This window comes from Mesorhizobium sp. CU3 (assembly GCF_006442965.1).
In the GTDB taxonomy this organism is placed as follows: Bacteria; Pseudomonadota; Alphaproteobacteria; order Rhizobiales; family Rhizobiaceae; genus Mesorhizobium.
Map to the genome: position 1 here is coordinate 155,394 of NZ_VFWX01000007.1, position 16,993 is coordinate 172,386.

Here is a 16,993-nt window from a genome sequence, read left to right on the forward strand (position 1 = left end):
CTTTTCTTTTGTGACGACCCTTGCTGTAATCGAGGCAGAAAAGATTGTTGCACAAATTATGAGCAGTATTTCCGTCAGGGCCGCGACTGCGGCCGACCTCGACCGAATCACCGACATCTATGCCGACGCGGTCACACACGGCACAGCAAGCTACGAGCTCGAACCGCCCAGCCGCGCCGAAATGGGCAATCGATTCGACAGCCTGGTGGCGGGCGGCTTTCCCTATCTGGCGGCGGAAAAGGACGGCGTGGTGCTTGGCTATGCCTACGCCGGGCCGTTCCGGCCGCGCCCCGCCTACCGATTCGTCATCGAGGATTCGGTCTATGTCGCGCCCGAGGCCAAGGGCCAAGGCGTCGGCTCGCTGCTGATGCAGGCGCTGATCGAGACGGCGCGGGCGGCCGGTTTTCGCCAGATCATCGCGGTGATCGGCGACGGCCATGCCGACAGCGCCTCGGTGCGGCTGCACGAAAAACTCGGCTTTCGCCATTCAGGCCGGCTGGAAGGCTCCGGCTACAAGCACGGGCGCTGGCTGGACACGGTGTTCATGCAATTGTCGCTGAATGGCGGCGCGGCGTTGCCGCCCGACCCTGATTCGCTGCCGGAGCGGCGGTTTCGTGGGGCAGGGAACTGAGGAATTGAAAGAGGAACTGGAGAATTGAAGAACTGGAGAACTGGAGAAAAATAGCGCCGTATCAGACGCTCAGTTCTTCAATTCTCCAATTCTCCAGTTCCCCTTCAGGCCTCAACCACCTTCAGCTTCGCGTCGAACACCCCAAGCACGCGGCCGAGTTCCTGGCCGCGCTTGAGGATTCGGCCGCCGGCGGCGATGACGGCGAAGGCGCCTTGGCGGCGCGCCAGCTTGGGGTCCTTGACGATCTGGAACAGCGGCACTTCGCTGGCCCGCCGAAAGACGGAAAAGACAGCGCGATCAGTGAGATGGTCGATGGCATAGTCGCGCCATTCGTTGGCCGCCACCATGCGCCCGTAAAGCCTCAGGATCTGGTCGAGCTCGCGCCGGTCGAATCGCACCGGCTGTTCGAGGCGTGCGTTGCGCGCCTCATGCAACGGGATCAGTATTCCGGATGCTTCCCCATCCTCCGTCCCGCCGCCGTATTCGGTCATGCCGCGATCCTTCGATTGAATCATGCGCCGGCCAAGGTTCGCGCTTTCGCAGTCGAATTGCAAGGCCCGGCGAAGCAAGCGCCGATGGTCGCGCTATTTCACAAACGTCCAGTCACGTTTGCAATACGCGTGTTGGAATTGGTGATGCTTTGCCACAATCTCGCCACAAATAATCCGCGCTCATGCCCCAATGTCCGACGAGTTTACCGGCGTTGCCTGAGACGGTTCGGTCCGGCACCGGCTCGTAAACCCCAAGCCCCCCGCCCACGGGTCAGCGTCGGATCGAACCAACCTCGGTTTTCCTTGGAAAATCAGGTGCGACGATCCCAAAACCTAAATGACCGGCGTCAGAAGCAAGCTGACGCCGGTTTTTTATTTTCCTTCTCTCGAAAGGTGGCCGAGCGAGACTCGGTTGATGAGGGGTGTTGGAAGGAATGAGGCGGCGGCGATTTCGAGCTGTTGCCAAGCCGGAACACCCCTAAAAGCGCCATCGCGCAGAAACGGATTCAGGCGACGCGCCTTAGGTCCTTGTTTTTATCCATGTCGTTCTCCGGCCTTTCATTGCGCCACTGGCACAATGAATTCGCCTCGCGAAGCGGCCGCTCACCCCACAGGGGGAGAAGGAAAAGGAGCGTCAAAGCCGCTCAGGCTTGCGGATGAAGGCAGCGCCGAGAATAGGTCCCGGGACGCCGTCCTTGCCGACGGACTGCAACAGCACGGCGCAGCCGCCCTTCTTCGAAATCTCGGTCATTGGCAATTCGTAGCGCTGCGCCTTGCCGCTCCACATGCCGGCGATCTGGATGTCGGAGACGGCGTTCCAATAGGTCAGGCGGCGGCCGCTGTTCTCGCCCTGGCCGATCTCGACCGTCTGCGGCGGGTCGAAATAGACGATCACCACATGCGCGTCGCTCGGCCCGTTGCCGGCATCGCCGGCGTCGATCATGACGCGGTCGCTGGTGCGGCTTACCTTGATGCCAACGCGCATGCCCTCGCCTGTACGGTCGAGCCGGGCGAGCGTGCCGTCGACCTCCTTGCGGTTGGCGCCGTTGACATGATTGCGGCCGTTGATGACGGCTTGCGGCGTGTAGACCGAGCGGCTGTTGAAGGCGCGCATATAGTCATATTGCCGCTCGGTGTTTTCCTTGGTGCTCAACGTATCCTGCCAGCCAAGGTAATCCCAGTAATTGACATGGTAAGCGAGCGCGATGATATCGTCCTTGCCGGCGAGCTCGGCGAAGAACTCATCGGCAGGCGGACAGGAACTGCAGCCTTGGCTGGTGAAAAGCTCGACTACCCCCAAGGGCTTTTCGAGCTTCTCCGTCGGAGGCTTTTCGGTTTCGGCGGCCAGGGCCGTTCCGGCAAATGCGGAAAGGACCAGCGCAAATGCCGCAAGCCGCAATGGTCCTCGAGATCCCATGACTTTTCCAATTCACGCCGGGTGGTGCCGGCCTTGTTCTCATTGGTAAAATATGTGGCAGAAGCGCCTGTCAACGGGAAGTCACGTTGCGGTGAAACTTTGCCGTTGCAACCGCAGGTAAGGCGGCAATAGAGAGGGCGTTGCACTTCACGGCACGGTTCGATTCGGCGGAGGCATCCTAACCATGTGGCAAACTCTCCTGACACCAGTCGATCTCTACTGCGAACGCACCGGTCCAGGACTTTGGGCGGAGCCGGCTAATGCTTTGACCAACTTGGCTTTCATTGCCGCCGGACTGTGGGGCGTGTCGCAGGTCCGGCGGCACCGGGCCGGCACATTCGCGGAGGTTCTGGCATGGTGGGTGGTGGCGATCGGCATCGGCTCGACCCTGTTCCATACCTTCGCCAACAAGGTCACGATCTGGGCCGATATCCTGCCGATCGCAGGCTTCACGCTGGCCTATACGCTGTTCAACCTGCGGCGCTTCCTCGGCATGGGCTGGGGCAAGGCGATCGCCGTCTTCGTCGCCTTCTACGTGGTCGCGGGGCTGATCACCTTTGCCGTGCCGGACTGGCTGCGCCAGGCTTCGAACGGCACCACCGGTTATCTGCCGCCGTTCCTGGCGCTGGCGTTTTTCGGGGTATGGGTTGCGGCCAGCGGCAACCGCGCCGGCTGGTATAATCTGACGGGATCGGCAATCTTCGTTGTCTCGGTCATCTGCCGCATGATCGACCCGCTGGTCTGCGCCAGCTTCCCGCTCGGTACGCATTTCCTGTGGCACGTCTTCAACGCGCTCATGCTTGCGGTGCTGCTGGCGGCGACGGCGCGATTCGGGGCGCCTAAGGTAAGGAGTGAGTAGTAGGTAGTGAGTAGGGAAGTTTCTTTTTCCCTACTCACTAATTCCTACTCACTACTCCCCATCCTAAGCAGCCAAATCGCGCAGCACATACTGCAAGATGCCGCCGTTCTTGAAGTAGTCGAGCTCGTCCAGCGTATCGATGCGGCAGATGATCGGCAGGTTCTTCACCGTGCCGTCGCCGTAGGTCACCTTGGCGACCATCTTCTGGCGCGGCTTGATGGCGTCCAGCCCGTCGATCTCGACCAACTCGTCGCCCTTGAGGTTCAGCGAGGCCCATGAGGTGCCGTCCTCGAAGACGAAGGGGATGACGCCCATGCCGACCAGGTTGGAGCGGTGGATGCGCTCGAAGGACTGGGCGATGACGGCGCGGACGCCGAGCAGGTTGGTGCCCTTGGCTGCCCAGTCGCGCGAGGAGCCGTTGCCGTATTCGACGCCGGCGAAGATGACCAGCGGCACGCCTTCCTTCTTGTATTCCATCGCGGCGTCGTAGATCGACATCTCCTCCTTCGAGGGATAGTGGATCGTGTAACCGCCCTCGCGGCCGTTTTCGCCCAGCATGTGGTTGCGGATGCGGATGTTGGCGAAGGTGCCGCGCATCATCACCTCGTGGTTGCCGCGCCGCGTGCCATACTGGTTGAAGTCGGCGACGCCGACGCCATGGTCGGTGAGGTATTTGCCGGCCGGAGAAGCGGCCTTGATCGAGCCCGCCGGCGAGATGTGGTCGGTGGTGATCTTGTCGCCGAACAGGCCGAGCACACGCGCGCCCTTGATGTCGCCGACCTTGCCGAAGGAGCGGCCCATGCCGGTGAAATAGGGCGGGTTCTGCACATAGGTCGAGTGATCGTCCCAGGCATAGGTCTGGCCCGCCGGCGCCTTGACCTTCTGCCAGTACTCGTCGCCCTTGAAGACGTCGGCATATTTGCGGGCGAACAGCTCGCGCGTGACGTTCTTCTCGATGAACTCCTGGATCTCGGCCGTGCTCGGCCAGATGTCCTTCAGATAGACCGGCTTGCCGTCGCTGCCCTCGCCGAGCGGCTCGGTGGTCAGGTCCTTGGTCACCGTGCCGGCCAGCGCATGGGCAACGACCAGCGGCGGCGAGGCGAGGTAGTTGGCCTGCACGTCGGGCGAGACGCGGCCTTCGAAGTTGCGGTTGCCGGACAGGACCGCGGCGGCGATCAAACCCTTGTCGTTGATCGTCTTGGAGATCGGCGCCGGCAGCGGACCGGAATTGCCGATGCAGGTGGTGCAGCCGAAGCCGACCAGGTTGAAGCCGATCTGGTCGAGTTCCTTCTGCAGCCCGGATTTTTCGAGATATTCGGCGACCACCTGGCTGCCGGGGGCGAGCGAGGTCTTCACCCAGGGCTTCTGCTTCAGGCCGACGCGATTGGCGTTGCGGGCAAGCAGCCCGGCCCCGATCAGCACGCTCGGGTTCGAGGTATTGGTGCAGGACGTGATGGCCGCGATGACGACGTCGCCATGGCCGAGATCGTGTCCAGTGCCTTCGACGGCATAGCGCTTCGAGATTTCGGCGGCCTTTTTGTATTCGGTCTCCATCGCCTTGGCGAAGCCGGCGGGGATGCCTTCCAGGGCGACGCGGCCCTCGGGGCGCTTCGGGCCGGCCATCGACGGCACGACGTCGCCGAGGTCGAGTTCGAGCAAGTCGGTGAAGACCGGATCGGCCGAGCCGGCGTCGCGCCACATGCCCTGCGCCTTGGAATAGGCCTCGACCAGGGCGATGCGGCTTTCCTCGCGGCCGGACATGGTGAGATAGCGGATGGTTTCCGAATCGACCGGGAAGAAGCCGCAGGTGGCGCCATATTCCGGCGCCATGTTGCCGATGGTGGCGCGGTCGGCCAGCGTCATGTTGGAGAGGCCGGGGCCGAAGAACTCGACGAACTTGCCGACGACGCCCTTCTTGCGCAGCATCTGGGTGACGGTGAGCACGAGATCGGTGGCGGTGACGCCTTCCTTCAGCTTGCCGGTGAGGCGGAAGCCGATGACCTCGGGCAGAAGCATGGAGACCGGCTGGCCGAGCATCGCGGCCTCGGCCTCGATGCCGCCGACGCCCCAGCCGAGCACGCCAAGGCCGTTGATCATGGTGGTGTGCGAATCGGTGCCGACGCAGGTGTCGGGATAGGCGGTTGTTTCGCCGTCCTCGCTGTTCGTCCACACCACCTGTCCGAGATATTCAAGGTTGACCTGGTGGCAGATGCCGGTGCCGGGCGGCACGACGCGGAAGTTGCGGAAGGCCTGCTGGCCCCATTTCAGGAATTTGTAGCGCTCCTCGTTGCGCTCATATTCGAGCTCGACATTGCGGGCGAAGGCCATCGGCGTGCCGAATTCGTCGACGATGACGGAGTGGTCGATGACGAGGTCGACCGGCACCAGCGGGTTGATCTTTTCCGGATCGCCGCCCAGCGCCTTGATGCCGTCGCGCATGGCGGCCAGATCCACCACGGCCGGAACGCCGGTGAAATCCTGCATCAGCACGCGTGCCGGGCGATAGGCGATCTCGACGCCGGCGGTGCCCTTGTCGGTCAGCCAGCCGGCGACCGCCTGGATCGATTCCTTGGTGACGGAGCGACCGTCTTCATTGCGCAAAAGGTTTTCCAGCAGCACCTTCATCGAATAGGGCAGCTGGGCAATGCCGGTGAGGCCGTTCTTCTCGGCCTCGACGAGATTGTAATAGACATAGTCCGCGCCACCCACGGTCAGGGTGCGGCGGCAATTGAAACTGTCGAGGGATTTAGACACGTGCGATCCGTCCTTGTCTGTTCAGCCTGAAAGGGAACGGACGCCGATGGCATGCAATCACGCGCAAAGGTGCGGGTACGGCCATTTCCGCTGTCCGCTCCCAAGCAACCCGAGCCGTTCAAGGCGGCGCGTGCGCTGGTTCGGCGCATATTCTGTTCCCGCGCCGACCGCTGGCACGGATGAACCGCATATAGAGAATTTCCTGGAATAGTTCTAGACAGTCGGACGGCAAATTTGTGCGATGCGGCGGTGACCGCCAAACAGGGCTTTCGGGGACGGGCAGGCATGCGGCTGATCGCCGAAAATCTGGGCGGCGAGCGCGGCGGCGAGACGGTGTTTTCCGGCATTGGCTTTGCGCTTGAGAAGGGCGAGGCGCTCATCGTCACCGGGCCGAACGGCACCGGCAAGTCGACGCTGCTGCGTGTGGTCGCCGGGCTGCTGCCGGTGGCGCAAGGCCATGTGCGGGTCGAAGGCGGTGGCGAGGCCTTTCCGACCGTCGCGGCGGCCGCGCATTATCTCGGTCATCTCAACGCGATGAAGCCGGCGCTCAGCGTCGAGGAGAATCTCGGATTCTGGCGTGCGTTCCAGGGCGAGCCGGGGCTGGGCGTGGAAGAGGCGCTGGAGACGGTCGGCCTGGGCGGGCTCGGGCATTTGCCGTTCGGTTATCTCTCCACCGGGCAAAGGCGGCGGGCGTCGATCGCGAAGCTTTTGGTCAGCCGGCAACCGGTGTGGCTGCTGGACGAGCCGACGGCAGGGCTGGACAAGGCTTCGGAGGAAAGGTTTGCGGGGTTGATGCGAGGGCATCTGCAGGGTGGAGGGATCGTGGTGGCGGCGACGCATCTGCCGCTGGGGATCGAGGGGGCGCGCGAGCTCCAAATGAAGACGGTAGGTCTTTGATGTCGGTGCTCTACGGCGCCCCCCTCTGCCCTGCCGGGCATCTCCCCCACAAGGGGGGAGATCAGCCCTTGCCGCGGCTTTCGCCAATTGCCAACGTTGACAAGACGGGCGGGGCGCTCGAGTTGCTAATCTCCCCCCTCGTGGGGGAGATGTCCGGCAGGACAGAGGGGGGCGCGAAGGAACGCAAACCTTGCAAGGGGATCACGACGTAATGTGGTCCCTCTTCATGCGCGATATCCGCCTTTCCATCCGCGCCGGCGGCGGGGCGCTGATCGGCGTCATCTTCTTCCTTGCCGTCATCGTCACCATCCCTTTCGGCGTCGGCCCGGACCTCAACCTTCTGTCGCGCATCGGCCCGGCAATTCTCTGGATCGCCGCCCTGCTCGCCTGCCTGCTCGGGCTCGACCGGCTGTTCCAGGCCGACCGCGAAGACGGCTCGCTCGACCTTCTTGTCCTGAACAACGACCGCCACATGCTGGCGCTGACGGTGCTGACGAAATGCCTGGCGCATTGGACCGGCAGCGTGCTGCCGCTGGTGATCGCGGCACCCCTGCTCGGCCTGTTCATGAACATGGAGCCGCTGGGCATCGGCGCCACGGCGCTCACTCTGCTTGTCGGCACGCCGGCAATTACCTTCATCGGCGCCGCAGGCGCTGCGGTTGCGGTGGCGCTGCCGCGCGGCGGGCTATTGATCTCGGTGCTGGTGCTGCCTTTGACCATCCCGGTGCTGATCTTCGGCGTCTCGGCAAGCTACGGCGCGGTGGCCGATCCGGCGCCGTTTCTGCAGCCTTTCCTCATTCTTGCCGCGCTGACCTTGTTTCTTGCGGTGGTCGGGCCGATCGCCGCGGCACTGGCGCTGCGGCACGGGACGGATTGATGTAGCCGCTCAGGATCGCAAATCTGCCGCAGAGGCGGTTCATTGCGGTGAAAAGCCGCCGCGGTTAAGAGATACGCGCTGGAGGCCCCTGATCTGGAAATGAGCGCACACGCCCTTTTCGTCACCGCCGCCTATGCCATCACGGCGATCGTGCTGGCCGGGCTGATCGGCTGGATCCTGCTCGACCAGCGGGCCCGCAAGCGCGAACTGGCTGCGCTCGAGGCGGCCGGCGTGCGTCGGCGTTCCGACAAGGCCGGGGCGACGAAGTCGTGAGCAGCGAGACCGAAGCGCCGGCGCCGCGTCGCCGCTTGTTCGTGCTTTTGCCGCTGCTGGTGTTTCTGGGGCTGGCCGGGCTGTTCCTGTCGCAGCTTCTGTCAGGCCACGACGCCTCGGAAATCCCTTCGGCGCTGATCGGCCTGCCGGCGCCGCAGACCAATCTGCCGCCGCTAGAAGGGGCAAACCTGCCGGGGCTCGATTCCAAAAACTTCATCGGCAAGGTGACGCTGGTCAATGTCTTTGCGTCCTGGTGCGCGCCGTGCCGCGAGGAGCATCCTGTGCTGCTTGGACTGTCGCAGGACAAGCGCTTCGCGTTGGTCGCGCTGAACTACAAGGATCAGCCTGAAAACGCCCGCCGCTTCCTCGGCGATCTCGGCAATCCGTTCCAGGCGATCGGCGTCGATCCGGCCGGGCGCACGGCGATAGACTGGGGCGTCTATGGCGTGCCGGAAACCTTCGTCATCGGCAAGGACGGCAAGATCGCCTACAAACATGTGGGCCCGCTGACGCCGGACTCGGCACGGGAGCTTCTGCTGCCGCAGATCGAAAAGGCATTGGCGGCGCGCTGATATTCATGTGAGGCCGGCCTGCGAATGGCGGCGTCTCGACGCCTTGGGGGGCCAACCGCATCACAAGGCCGTCATTGCCGGGAAGAAGCCTCCTGATTTCGACGTTGAATGTGTAAATTCTCCTCAGTCGGCTCACGAATTTTAACGTTTACGTAATTCCCAAAGCATCTAACCGATTGAAAATGCTAGGCTCGAAATAATCGTTTGAATTTTACAACGGCCGGGTCTATGCCGTGCGGCTAAATCTCGCGGTTTCCCGCATGCTTTCGGCCTCCCCGGCCCCGTCACGGCCTCGTCACAGTCAAAGGGAAAACATCCTCACATGGCACGCAACAAGATAGCGCTCATCGGCTCGGGCATGATCGGCGGCACGCTCGCCCATATGATCGGTCTCAAGGATCTCGGCGACGTGGTGCTGTTCGATATCGCCGAGGGCATTCCGCAGGGCAAGGGCCTCGACATCGCGCAGTCTTCGCCGGTCGACGGCTTCGATTCCCGGCTGACCGGCGTCAACGACTATGCCGGCATCGAGGGCGCGGATGTGTGCATCGTCACCGCCGGCGTGCCGCGCAAGCCAGGCATGAGCCGCGACGATCTGCTCGGCATCAACCTCAAGGTCATGGAACAGGTCGGCGCCGGCCTCAAGAAGTACGCGCCGAAAGCCTTTGTCATCTGCATCACCAACCCGCTCGACGCCATGGTCTGGGCGCTGCAGAAGTTCTCCGGCCTGCCGTCCAGCCATGTCGTCGGCATGGCCGGCGTGCTGGACAGCGCCCGCTTCCGCTATTTCCTGGCGGAGGAATTCAAGGTCTCGGTCGAGGACGTCACCGCCTTCGTGCTCGGCGGCCACGGCGACTCGATGGTGCCGATGATCCGCTATTCGACGGTTGCCGGCATTCCGCTGCCCGACCTCGTCAAGATGGGCTGGACTTCGAAGGAGAAGCTCGACCAGATCGTGCAGCGCACCCGTGACGGCGGCGCCGAGATCGTCGGGCTGCTCAAGACCGGCTCGGCCTATTACGCGCCGGCGGCCTCGGCGATCGCCATGGCCGAATCCTACCTCAAGGATAAGAAGCGCGTGCTGCCATGTGCTGCGCATCTCTCCGGACAGTATGGCGTCAAGGGCACTTATGTCGGCGTTCCGGTGGTGATCGGCGCCGGCGGCGTCGAGCGCGTCATCGAGATCGACCTGTCGAAGGCCGAGCAGAAGATGTTCGACAATTCGGTGGCGGCCGTTCAGGGCCTGACCGAGGCCTGCACCAAGATCGCCCCCCATCTGGCAGGCAAGTAATCTGGCCGGCAAGTAATCGCCCTCTCCGGAGACCAAGCGTATGAACATCCATGAATATCAGGCCAAGGCGCTGCTGAAGACATTCGGCGCGCCGGTGGCAAGCGGCGTTCCCGTGTTCAAGGCAAGCGAGGCGGAAGCCGCTGCCAAGGCGCTGCCCGGCCCGCTTTATGTGGTGAAGAGCCAGATCCATGCCGGCGGCCGCGGCAAGGGCAAGTTCAAGGAGCTGCCCGCCGATGCCAAGGGCGGCGTGCGGCTGGCGAAGTCGGCGGCCGAAGTGGTCGCCAACACCAACGAGATGCTCGGCCACACGCTGGTGACCAAGCAGACCGGTCCGGCCGGCAAGCAGGTCAACCGCCTCTATATCGAGGACGGCGCCGACATCGCCCGCGAGCTCTATCTGTCGATCCTGGTCGACCGCTCGGTTGGCCGCATCGCCTTCGTCGTCTCGACCGAGGGCGGCATGGATATCGAAACGGTCGCGCATGACACGCCGGAAAAGATCGTCACGGTCGCCATCGACCCGGAAAAGGGCGTGACGGCGGACGACGTGAAGAAGCTCAACGCCGCGCTGAAGCTCGACGGCGATGCCGCCAAGGACGGCGGCACGCTGTTTCCGATCCTCTACAAGGCCTTCGTCGAGAAGGACATGAGCCTGCTCGAGGTCAACCCGCTGATCGTCATGAAGGACGGCCATCTGCGCGTGCTCGACGCGAAAGTGTCGTTCGACAACAACGCGCTGTTCCGCCATCCCGATGTGATGGAACTGCGCGACACCACCGAAGAGGACGAGAAGGAAATCGAAGCGTCGAAATACGACCTCGCCTATGTCGCGCTCGACGGCAATATCGGCTGCATGGTCAACGGCGCCGGCCTTGCCATGGCGACGATGGACATCATCAAGCTCTATGGCGCCGAGCCCGCCAACTTCCTCGATGTCGGCGGCGGCGCGTCGAAGGAGAAGGTCACTGCGGCGTTCAAGATCATCACCAAGGACCCGGCGGTCGAGGGCATCCTGATCAACATCTTCGGCGGCATCATGAAGTGCGATGTCATCGCCGAGGGCGTGATCGCCGCGGTCAAGGAAGTGGGCCTGAAAGTGCCGCTGGTGGTGCGGCTCGAAGGCACCAATGCCGAGCTCGGCAAGAAGATCATCAACGACAGCGGCTTGAACGTCGTGTCGGCCGACGATCTGGATGATGCGGCCAAGAAGATCGTCAAGGCGGTGAAGGGCTGAGCGGATGCCTCCCCGCAAGATAAATTTGGTCGAAGCTGCGGACGCGAAGATCGCCAAGGTCTTCGATCCGCATATCGCCGGCGACGTCAATGACAGCCAGGCCAAGGTCGCCAAGTTCGGCGAGATCTTCGACTGGCACGCGCATGAGCATGAGGACGAGGCCTTCCTCGTGTTGCGAGGCAGGATCGCCATCGATTTCCGCGACGGGCCGGTCGAGCTCGGCGAGGGCGATTTCATCGTCGTGCCGCGCGGTGTCGAACACCGGCCGCGCTCGCTGACCTCGGAGCCCGTGGTGCTGATGTTCGAACCGGCGACGACCTTGAACACCGGCAATGCCACGAGCGATCTCACCGTCACCGATCTGAAGCGGCTCTGAGACATGAACGCGGCGCCTTTCTCCTCACTCTCGACCGGCCACCAGCGCCTGCAGGCGCTGGTCGGCGCGTGGCGCGGCGAGGAAGAGGTGGCGGCAACGCAATGGACCGATGCCGGCACGGCGACAGCGGAGGTTCTCGCCGAGGCGCAATTCGGGGGGCTGTTCGTGATGCAGCGCTATCGCCAGCGCCGCGACGGCACGATCTCGTTCGGCGCGCATAATGTGTTCGGCTTCGACCAGCAGAACGGCCTGGTCACCATGCACCAGTTCGATTCGATGGGGTTCGTGCCGATGTCGCCGGCCACGGGCACATGGAACGGCGACGAGCTTATGCTTGAGCGTTCGTCGCAGCGCGGCGCCGCCCGCGTGACCTATGTTTTCGACGGCGCCGACACATACCGCATGAAACTTCAGTTCAGGCCCGCGGGCAGCGATGCCTGGCAAGACATGGTGCGCGGCGTCTATCGGCGTGTCCCGCCTTCCGAGACGAAGGAAGGCTGAACGATGGAGACCGCCGGCAAGATTTTCCTTTTCTCTGATGGGTCCGAACAGACAGGCGAGAAACTTGCGACAACGACACAGTTACACATATACTGTGTGGATTTCGCAGGAGAAAAGACATGAAGAACATCACCCTGGCCGTAGAGGAAGGCATCCTCGAGCAGGTCAAACTGGCGGCCGCTGAACAGCGAACGACCGTCAATGGCATGGTGCGAGAGTTCTTTGAGGCGGTGGCCGCGAAGCGGCGCGCCAAGGACGAGGCGCGCGAAGCGCTGCTGCGGCTCGCCCGTGAGGCGGCCGGAGATATGGGCGGCAAGCAATGGAACCGGGAAGCGCTCTATGATCGCTGAATGCTTCCTCGACACCAATGTCCTCGTCTACGCCGCCATCGGACACAAATCCGAGCGTGCCAAGTATGAGCGCGCCGTCGCGTTGATCGAGAAAGAGGACTACTCGACCTCCGCCCAGGTTCTGCAGGAATTCTACGTGAATGTGACCAAGAGGGCGGACGTCGTGTTGCCGCCGGCGAAAGCCGCCGAGTGGGTCGCCGCGATCTCGATGAAGCCCTGCCAGGATCTGGACAGTGCGGTCGTCATGCGCGGCATCGAGAACGCGCAGCGCTACCAGATTTCCTATTGGGACGGCGCAATCATCGCCGCCGCCGAGCGCCTCGGCGTCAAGAGACTTTACACCGAAGACCTCAACCACGGGCAGGCTTACGGTTCCGTAGTCGCCATCAATCCCTTCCGTACTCACTGATCGGGTCGCTAAAAATGTCCATTCTCGTCGACAAGAATACCAAGGTGCTGGTGCAGGGCCTGACCGGCAAGACCGGCACGTTCCATACCGAGCAGGCGCTGGCCTATCACGGCACCAAGATGGTGGGCGGTATCCATCCCAAGAAGGGCGGCGAGACCTGGACCGGCTCGAAGGGCGAGAGCCTGCCGATCTTCGCAACCGTCGCAGAGGGCAAGGCAAAGACCGGCGCCAATGCCTCCGTCATCTATGTGCCGCCGGCGGGCGCCGGCGAAGCCATCATCGAGGCGATCGAGGCCGAGATACCGCTCATCGTCTGCATCACCGAAGGCATCCCGGTGATGGACATGGTCAAGGTCAAGGCGCGGCTCGACCGCTCGACCTCGCGGCTGATCGGACCGAACTGCCCGGGCGTGCTGACGCCCGACGAATGCAAGATCGGCATCATGCCCGGAAACATCTTCCGCAAGGGTTCGGTCGGCGTTGTTTCGCGCTCGGGAACACTTACCTATGAGGCAGTCTTCCAGACCACCAATGTCGGCCTCGGCCAGACCACGGCAGTGGGTATCGGCGGCGACCCGGTCAAGGGCACCGAGTTCATCGACGTCTTGGAGATGTTCCTCGCCGACGACGAGACCAAGTCGATCATCATGATCGGCGAGATCGGCGGCTCGGCCGAGGAGGACGCCGCGCAGTTCCTCAAGGACGAAGCCAAGCGCGGCCGCAAGAAACCGATGGCGGGCTTCATCGCCGGGCGCACCGCGCCGGCCGGACGCACCATGGGCCATGCGGGCGCGGTGATCTCGGGCGGCAAGGGCGGCGCGGAAGACAAGATCGCGGCCATGGAATCGGCCGGGATCAAGGTTTCGCCATCGCCGGCGCGTCTCGGCACGACGCTGGTCGAGGCGATCAAGGGTTAAGGGAGTAGGGGAGTAAGGGAATAGGGGAGTAGGGAAAAGTCAGCGGCAAAAAGCCCTACTCCCCTACTGCCTTATACCCCTACTCCCCTCCAAACAGGAGACGGAGCCAGGCTCCGCGGACAAAAATGGCAAGACAAGATCAGGCCAACGACCAATTCTCGCTCACCTCGTTCCTCTATGGCGGCAATGCCGATTACATCGACGCGCTCTACGCCGCCTATGAGGACAATCCGGCCTCGGTCGATCCGGAGTGGCAGGATTTCTTCGCGGCGCTGAAGGACGATGCCGGCGACGTGCGCAAGAACGCCAAGGGCGCCTCATGGGCGAAGCCCTCCTGGCCGCTTTCGGCCAATGGCGAGCTGGTGTCGGCGCTCGACGGCAATTGGGGCCTAGTCGAAAGGACGATCGAAAAGAAGGTCAAGGAAAAGGCGGTCGTCAACGGCGCAGCACTTTCCGATGCCGACGTGCACCAGGCGACGCGCGATTCGGTGCGCGCCATCATGATGATCCGCGCCTACCGCATGCGCGGCCATCTGCACGCCAATCTCGATCCGCTCGGCATCGCCAACCCGATCGAGGACTATAATGAGCTGTCGCCGGAGAATTACGGCTTCACCGAAGCCGACTACGACCGGCCGATCTTCCTTGACAATGTGCTGGGGCTGGAATTCGGCACCATCCGGCAGATGTTGGAGATCCTGACCCGTACCTACTGCTCGACGCTCGGCGTCGAGTTCATGCACATCTCCGACCCGGAGGAAAAGGCCTGGATCCAGGCGCGCATCGAAGGCGCCGACAAGGAGATCACCTTCACCGCCGCCGGCAAGAAGGCGATCCTGTCGAAGCTGGTCGAGGCCGAGGGCTTCGAGCAATATATCGACGTCAAGTACAAGGGCACCAAGCGCTTCGGCCTCGACGGCGGCGAGTCGCTGATCCCGGCGCTGGAGCAGATCGTCAAGCGCGGCGGCCAGCTCGGCCTGAAGGAGATCGTGCTCGGCATGGCGCATCGCGGCCGCCTCAACGTGCTTTCGCAGGTGATGGCCAAGCCGCACCGCGCCATCTTCCACGAGTTCAAGGGCGGCTCGGCCGCACCCGACGAGGTCGAAGGCTCTGGCGACGTGAAATACCATCTCGGCGCCTCTTCGGACCGCGAGTTCGACGGCAACAAGGTGCATCTGTCGCTGACCGCCAACCCCTCGCATCTGGAAATCGTCGATCCCGTCGTGATGGGCAAGGCGCGCGCCAAACAGGACCAGTTCGCCGGCCGCGAGCGCGGCGAGGTGGTGCCGCTGTCGGAGCGCGCCAAGGTGATGCCGTTGCTGCTCCATGGCGACGCGGCATTCGCCGGCCAGGGCGTGATCGCCGAAATCCTCGGCCTGTCCGGCCTGCGCGGCCATCGCGTCGCCGGCACGCTGCATGTCATCATCAACAACCAGATCGGCTTCACCACCAATCCACGTTTCTCGCGCTCCTCGCCCTATCCGTCGGATGTGGCCAAGATGATCGAGGCGCCGATCTTCCATGTGAACGGCGACGATCCGGAAGCGGTGGTGCATGCGGCGAAGGTGGCGACCGAGTTCCGCATGAAGTTCCACAAGCCGGTGGTGGTCGACATGTTCTGCTACCGCCGCTTCGGCCACAATGAGGGCGACGAGCCGTCCTTCACCCAGCCGATCATGTACCGCAACATCCGCACCCATAAGACGGTGGTGCAGGTCTATGCCGACCGCTTGATCGCCGAGGGCCACATCACCCAGGCCGAGGTCGACAAGATGCGGGCTGACTGGCGCGCCCATCTGGAAGCCGAGTGGGAAGTCGGCCAGCACTACAAGCCGAACAAGGCCGACTGGCTGGATGGCGCGTGGTCTGGCCTGCGCACCGCCGACAACCAGGACGAACAGCGCCGCGGCAAGACTGCCGTGCCGGTGCGCACGTTGAAGGAGATCGGCAAGAAGCTGACCGAGGTGCCGAAGGACTTCGACGCCCACAAGACGATCCTGCGCTTCCTCGAGAACCGCCGCCAGGCGATCGATTCCGGCGAAGGCATCGACTGGTCGACGGCCGAGGCGCTGGCCTTCGGCGCCATCCTGCTCGACGGCAATCCGATCCGGCTTTCCGGCCAGGATTCGGAGCGCGGCACCTTCTCGCAGCGCCACTCCGTGCTCTACGACCAGAACGACGAGACCCGCTACATCCCGCTCAACAATCTGTCGGCCGCGCAGGCCGGCTATGAAGTCATCAACTCGATGCTCTCGGAAGAGGCGGTGCTGGGCTTCGAATATGGCTACAGCCTGGCCGAACCGAAGGCTCTAACCTTGTGGGAAGCGCAGTTCGGCGACTTCGCCAACGGCGCCCAGGTGGTGTTCGACCAGTTCATCTCGTCGGGCGAGCGCAAGTGGCTCAGGATGTCGGGCCTCGTCTGCCTGTTGCCGCATGGCTATGAAGGCCAGGGTCCGGAGCATTCCTCGGCGCGGCTGGAGCGGTTCCTGCAGCTTTGCGCCGAAGACAATATGCAGGTCGCCAACGTCACGACGCCGGCCAACTATTTCCACATCCTGCGCCGGCAGTTGAAGCGCGACTTCCGCAAGCCGCTGATCCTGATGACGCCGAAGTCGCTGCTGCGCCACAAACGGGCGGTGTCGATGCTGTCGGAAATGGCGGGCGAAAGCTCGTTCCACCGCTTGCTGTGGGACGACGCGCAACTTCTCCCGAACCAGCCGATCAAGCTGGTGAAGGATTCGAAGATCCGCCGCGTCGTGCTGTGCTCGGGCAAGGTTTATTACGACCTCTACGAGGAGCGCGAGAAGCGCGGCATCAACGACATCTACCTTTTGCGCGTCGAGCAGCTCTATCCGTTCCCTGCCAAGGCGCTGATCACCGAACTGTCACGCTTCCGCAATGCCGAGATGGTGTGGTGCCAGGAGGAGCCCAAGAACATGGGCGCCTGGTCGTTCATCGACCCCTATCTCGAATGGGTGCTGGCGCATATCGACGCCAAGCATCAGCGGGTGCGCTACACGGGACGGCCGGCCTCGGCCTCGCCGGCGACCGGTCTGATGTCGAAGCATCTCAGCCAGCTCGCCGCGTTGCTCGATGACGCGCTGGGCGAATAACAGACCTCAAGAAGACAAGAACGGACAGGCA

At 63.2% G+C, this 16,993-nt stretch carries 17 protein-coding genes; 14 read left to right on the forward strand and 3 right to left on the reverse strand.

The genetic code is table 11. The annotated features are described in order from the left end of the window. Positions 1-58 precede the first annotated feature (58 nt). A complete protein-coding gene (locus FJ988_RS12995; protein ID WP_140818183.1) occupies positions 59-631 on the forward strand; it encodes a GNAT family N-acetyltransferase in 573 nt (190 codons plus the stop codon). Positions 632-735: 104 nt separating this feature from the next. Here the strand turns inward: FJ988_RS12995 and FJ988_RS13000 are convergent, their stop codons facing one another. Then, entirely contained in the window at positions 736-1,122 is a 387-nt protein-coding gene (locus tag FJ988_RS13000) for a DUF2794 domain-containing protein (protein WP_140818185.1), read from the reverse strand. A gap of 634 nt (positions 1,123-1,756) precedes the next feature. Then, the gene (locus FJ988_RS13005) at positions 1,757-2,539 is read right to left on the reverse strand and encodes a thioredoxin family protein (RefSeq protein ID WP_140818187.1); all 783 of its coding nucleotides are present in this window, start codon (positions 2,537-2,539) and stop codon (positions 1,757-1,759) included. A 184-nt stretch (positions 2,540-2,723) separates the two neighbouring features. Between FJ988_RS13005 and FJ988_RS13010 the strand changes: the two genes are divergently transcribed. Further along, entirely contained in the window at positions 2,724-3,398 is a 675-nt protein-coding gene (locus FJ988_RS13010; RefSeq protein ID WP_140818189.1) for a ceramidase domain-containing protein, read from the forward strand. Positions 3,399-3,461: 63 nt separating this feature from the next. On the opposite strand, the gene acnA is transcribed toward FJ988_RS13010, so the two are convergent. Continuing rightward, positions 3,462-6,152: an aconitate hydratase AcnA gene (gene acnA, locus FJ988_RS13015; protein WP_140818191.1), complete on the reverse strand. Its 2,691-nt coding sequence runs from the start codon at positions 6,150-6,152 to the stop codon at positions 3,462-3,464. Between the two features lie 285 nt (positions 6,153-6,437). On the opposite strand from acnA, the gene ccmA reads away from it, so the two are divergent. From ccmA to FJ988_RS13080, 12 genes are all read left to right on the forward strand, one after another. Beyond that, positions 6,438-7,049, forward strand: a complete 612-nt coding sequence (gene ccmA, locus FJ988_RS13020; RefSeq protein ID WP_140818470.1) for a heme ABC exporter ATP-binding protein CcmA — start codon at positions 6,438-6,440, stop codon at positions 7,047-7,049. Between the two features lie 211 nt (positions 7,050-7,260). Next, positions 7,261-7,926 carry a heme exporter protein CcmB gene (gene ccmB, locus FJ988_RS13030; protein ID WP_140818193.1) on the forward strand — a complete coding sequence of 222 codons (666 nt, stop codon included), beginning with the start codon at positions 7,261-7,263 and terminating at the stop codon, positions 7,924-7,926. Positions 7,927-8,025: 99 nt separating this feature from the next. After that, positions 8,026-8,199 carry a heme exporter protein CcmD gene (gene ccmD, locus FJ988_RS13035; RefSeq protein WP_140818195.1) on the forward strand — a complete coding sequence of 58 codons (174 nt, stop codon included), beginning with the start codon at positions 8,026-8,028 and terminating at the stop codon, positions 8,197-8,199. Next, positions 8,196-8,771, forward strand: coding sequence for a DsbE family thiol:disulfide interchange protein (locus FJ988_RS13040; RefSeq protein ID WP_140818197.1), 576 nt, complete (start codon positions 8,196-8,198; stop codon positions 8,769-8,771). The genes ccmD and FJ988_RS13040 overlap by 4 nt, the downstream gene beginning before the upstream one ends. A 322-nt stretch (positions 8,772-9,093) precedes the next feature. Then, positions 9,094-10,062, forward strand: a complete 969-nt coding sequence (gene mdh, locus FJ988_RS13045; RefSeq protein ID WP_140818199.1) for a malate dehydrogenase — start codon at positions 9,094-9,096, stop codon at positions 10,060-10,062. A 40-nt stretch (positions 10,063-10,102) separates the two neighbouring features. Continuing rightward, positions 10,103-11,296: an ADP-forming succinate--CoA ligase subunit beta gene (sucC, locus tag FJ988_RS13050; protein WP_140818201.1), complete on the forward strand. Its 1,194-nt coding sequence runs from the start codon at positions 10,103-10,105 to the stop codon at positions 11,294-11,296. 4 nt (positions 11,297-11,300) lie between these two features. After that, positions 11,301-11,672 (forward strand): cupin domain-containing protein, encoded by a 372-nt coding sequence (locus FJ988_RS13055; protein WP_140818203.1) that lies wholly within the window; start codon positions 11,301-11,303, stop codon positions 11,670-11,672. A gap of 3 nt (positions 11,673-11,675) precedes the next feature. Beyond that, on the forward strand, positions 11,676-12,173 hold the full coding sequence (locus FJ988_RS13060; RefSeq protein WP_140818205.1) for a DUF1579 family protein: 498 nt from the start codon (positions 11,676-11,678) through the stop codon (positions 12,171-12,173). A gap of 119 nt (positions 12,174-12,292) precedes the next feature. Then, entirely contained in the window at positions 12,293-12,523 is a 231-nt protein-coding gene (locus FJ988_RS13065; protein WP_140818207.1) for a hypothetical protein, read from the forward strand. Further along, a complete protein-coding gene (locus FJ988_RS13070) occupies positions 12,513-12,932 on the forward strand; it encodes a PIN domain-containing protein (RefSeq protein WP_140818209.1) in 420 nt (139 codons plus the stop codon). The genes FJ988_RS13065 and FJ988_RS13070 overlap by 11 nt, the downstream gene beginning before the upstream one ends. A 14-nt stretch (positions 12,933-12,946) precedes the next feature. Then, positions 12,947-13,849 carry a succinate--CoA ligase subunit alpha gene (sucD, locus tag FJ988_RS13075; RefSeq protein WP_095820284.1) on the forward strand — a complete coding sequence of 301 codons (903 nt, stop codon included), beginning with the start codon at positions 12,947-12,949 and terminating at the stop codon, positions 13,847-13,849. 125 nt (positions 13,850-13,974) lie between these two features. Next, positions 13,975-16,962: a 2-oxoglutarate dehydrogenase E1 component gene (locus tag FJ988_RS13080; RefSeq protein ID WP_140818211.1), complete on the forward strand. Its 2,988-nt coding sequence runs from the start codon at positions 13,975-13,977 to the stop codon at positions 16,960-16,962. Positions 16,963-16,993 lie beyond the last annotated feature (31 nt).

What these genes read in the sequence shown, in the direction of transcription:
- mdh (WP_140818199.1), top strand. Translation starts at nt 9,094, where the DNA reads ATGGCACGCAACAAGATAGCGCTCATCGGCTCGGGCATGATCGGCGGC.
- FJ988_RS12995 (WP_140818183.1), top strand. Translation starts at nt 59, where the DNA reads ATGAGCAGTATTTCCGTCAGGGCCGCGACTGCGGCCGACCTCGACCGA.
- FJ988_RS13065 (WP_140818207.1), top strand. Translation starts at nt 12,293, where the DNA reads ATGAAGAACATCACCCTGGCCGTAGAGGAAGGCATCCTCGAGCAGGTC.
- sucD (WP_095820284.1), top strand. Translation starts at nt 12,947, where the DNA reads ATGTCCATTCTCGTCGACAAGAATACCAAGGTGCTGGTGCAGGGCCTG.
- FJ988_RS13010 (WP_140818189.1), top strand. Translation starts at nt 2,724, where the DNA reads ATGTGGCAAACTCTCCTGACACCAGTCGATCTCTACTGCGAACGCACC.
- ccmD (WP_140818195.1), top strand. Translation starts at nt 8,026, where the DNA reads ATGAGCGCACACGCCCTTTTCGTCACCGCCGCCTATGCCATCACGGCG.
- ccmA (WP_140818470.1), top strand. Translation starts at nt 6,438, where the DNA reads ATGCGGCTGATCGCCGAAAATCTGGGCGGCGAGCGCGGCGGCGAGACG.
- FJ988_RS13005 (WP_140818187.1), bottom strand. Translation starts at nt 2,539, where the DNA reads ATGGGATCTCGAGGACCATTGCGGCTTGCGGCATTTGCGCTGGTCCTT.
- FJ988_RS13055 (WP_140818203.1), top strand. Translation starts at nt 11,301, where the DNA reads ATGCCTCCCCGCAAGATAAATTTGGTCGAAGCTGCGGACGCGAAGATC.
- ccmB (WP_140818193.1), top strand. Translation starts at nt 7,261, where the DNA reads ATGTGGTCCCTCTTCATGCGCGATATCCGCCTTTCCATCCGCGCCGGC.
- sucC (WP_140818201.1), top strand. Translation starts at nt 10,103, where the DNA reads ATGAACATCCATGAATATCAGGCCAAGGCGCTGCTGAAGACATTCGGC.
- FJ988_RS13070 (WP_140818209.1), top strand. Translation starts at nt 12,513, where the DNA reads ATGATCGCTGAATGCTTCCTCGACACCAATGTCCTCGTCTACGCCGCC.
- FJ988_RS13080 (WP_140818211.1), top strand. Translation starts at nt 13,975, where the DNA reads ATGGCAAGACAAGATCAGGCCAACGACCAATTCTCGCTCACCTCGTTC.
- FJ988_RS13060 (WP_140818205.1), top strand. Translation starts at nt 11,676, where the DNA reads ATGAACGCGGCGCCTTTCTCCTCACTCTCGACCGGCCACCAGCGCCTG.
- FJ988_RS13000 (WP_140818185.1), bottom strand. Translation starts at nt 1,122, where the DNA reads ATGACCGAATACGGCGGCGGGACGGAGGATGGGGAAGCATCCGGAATA.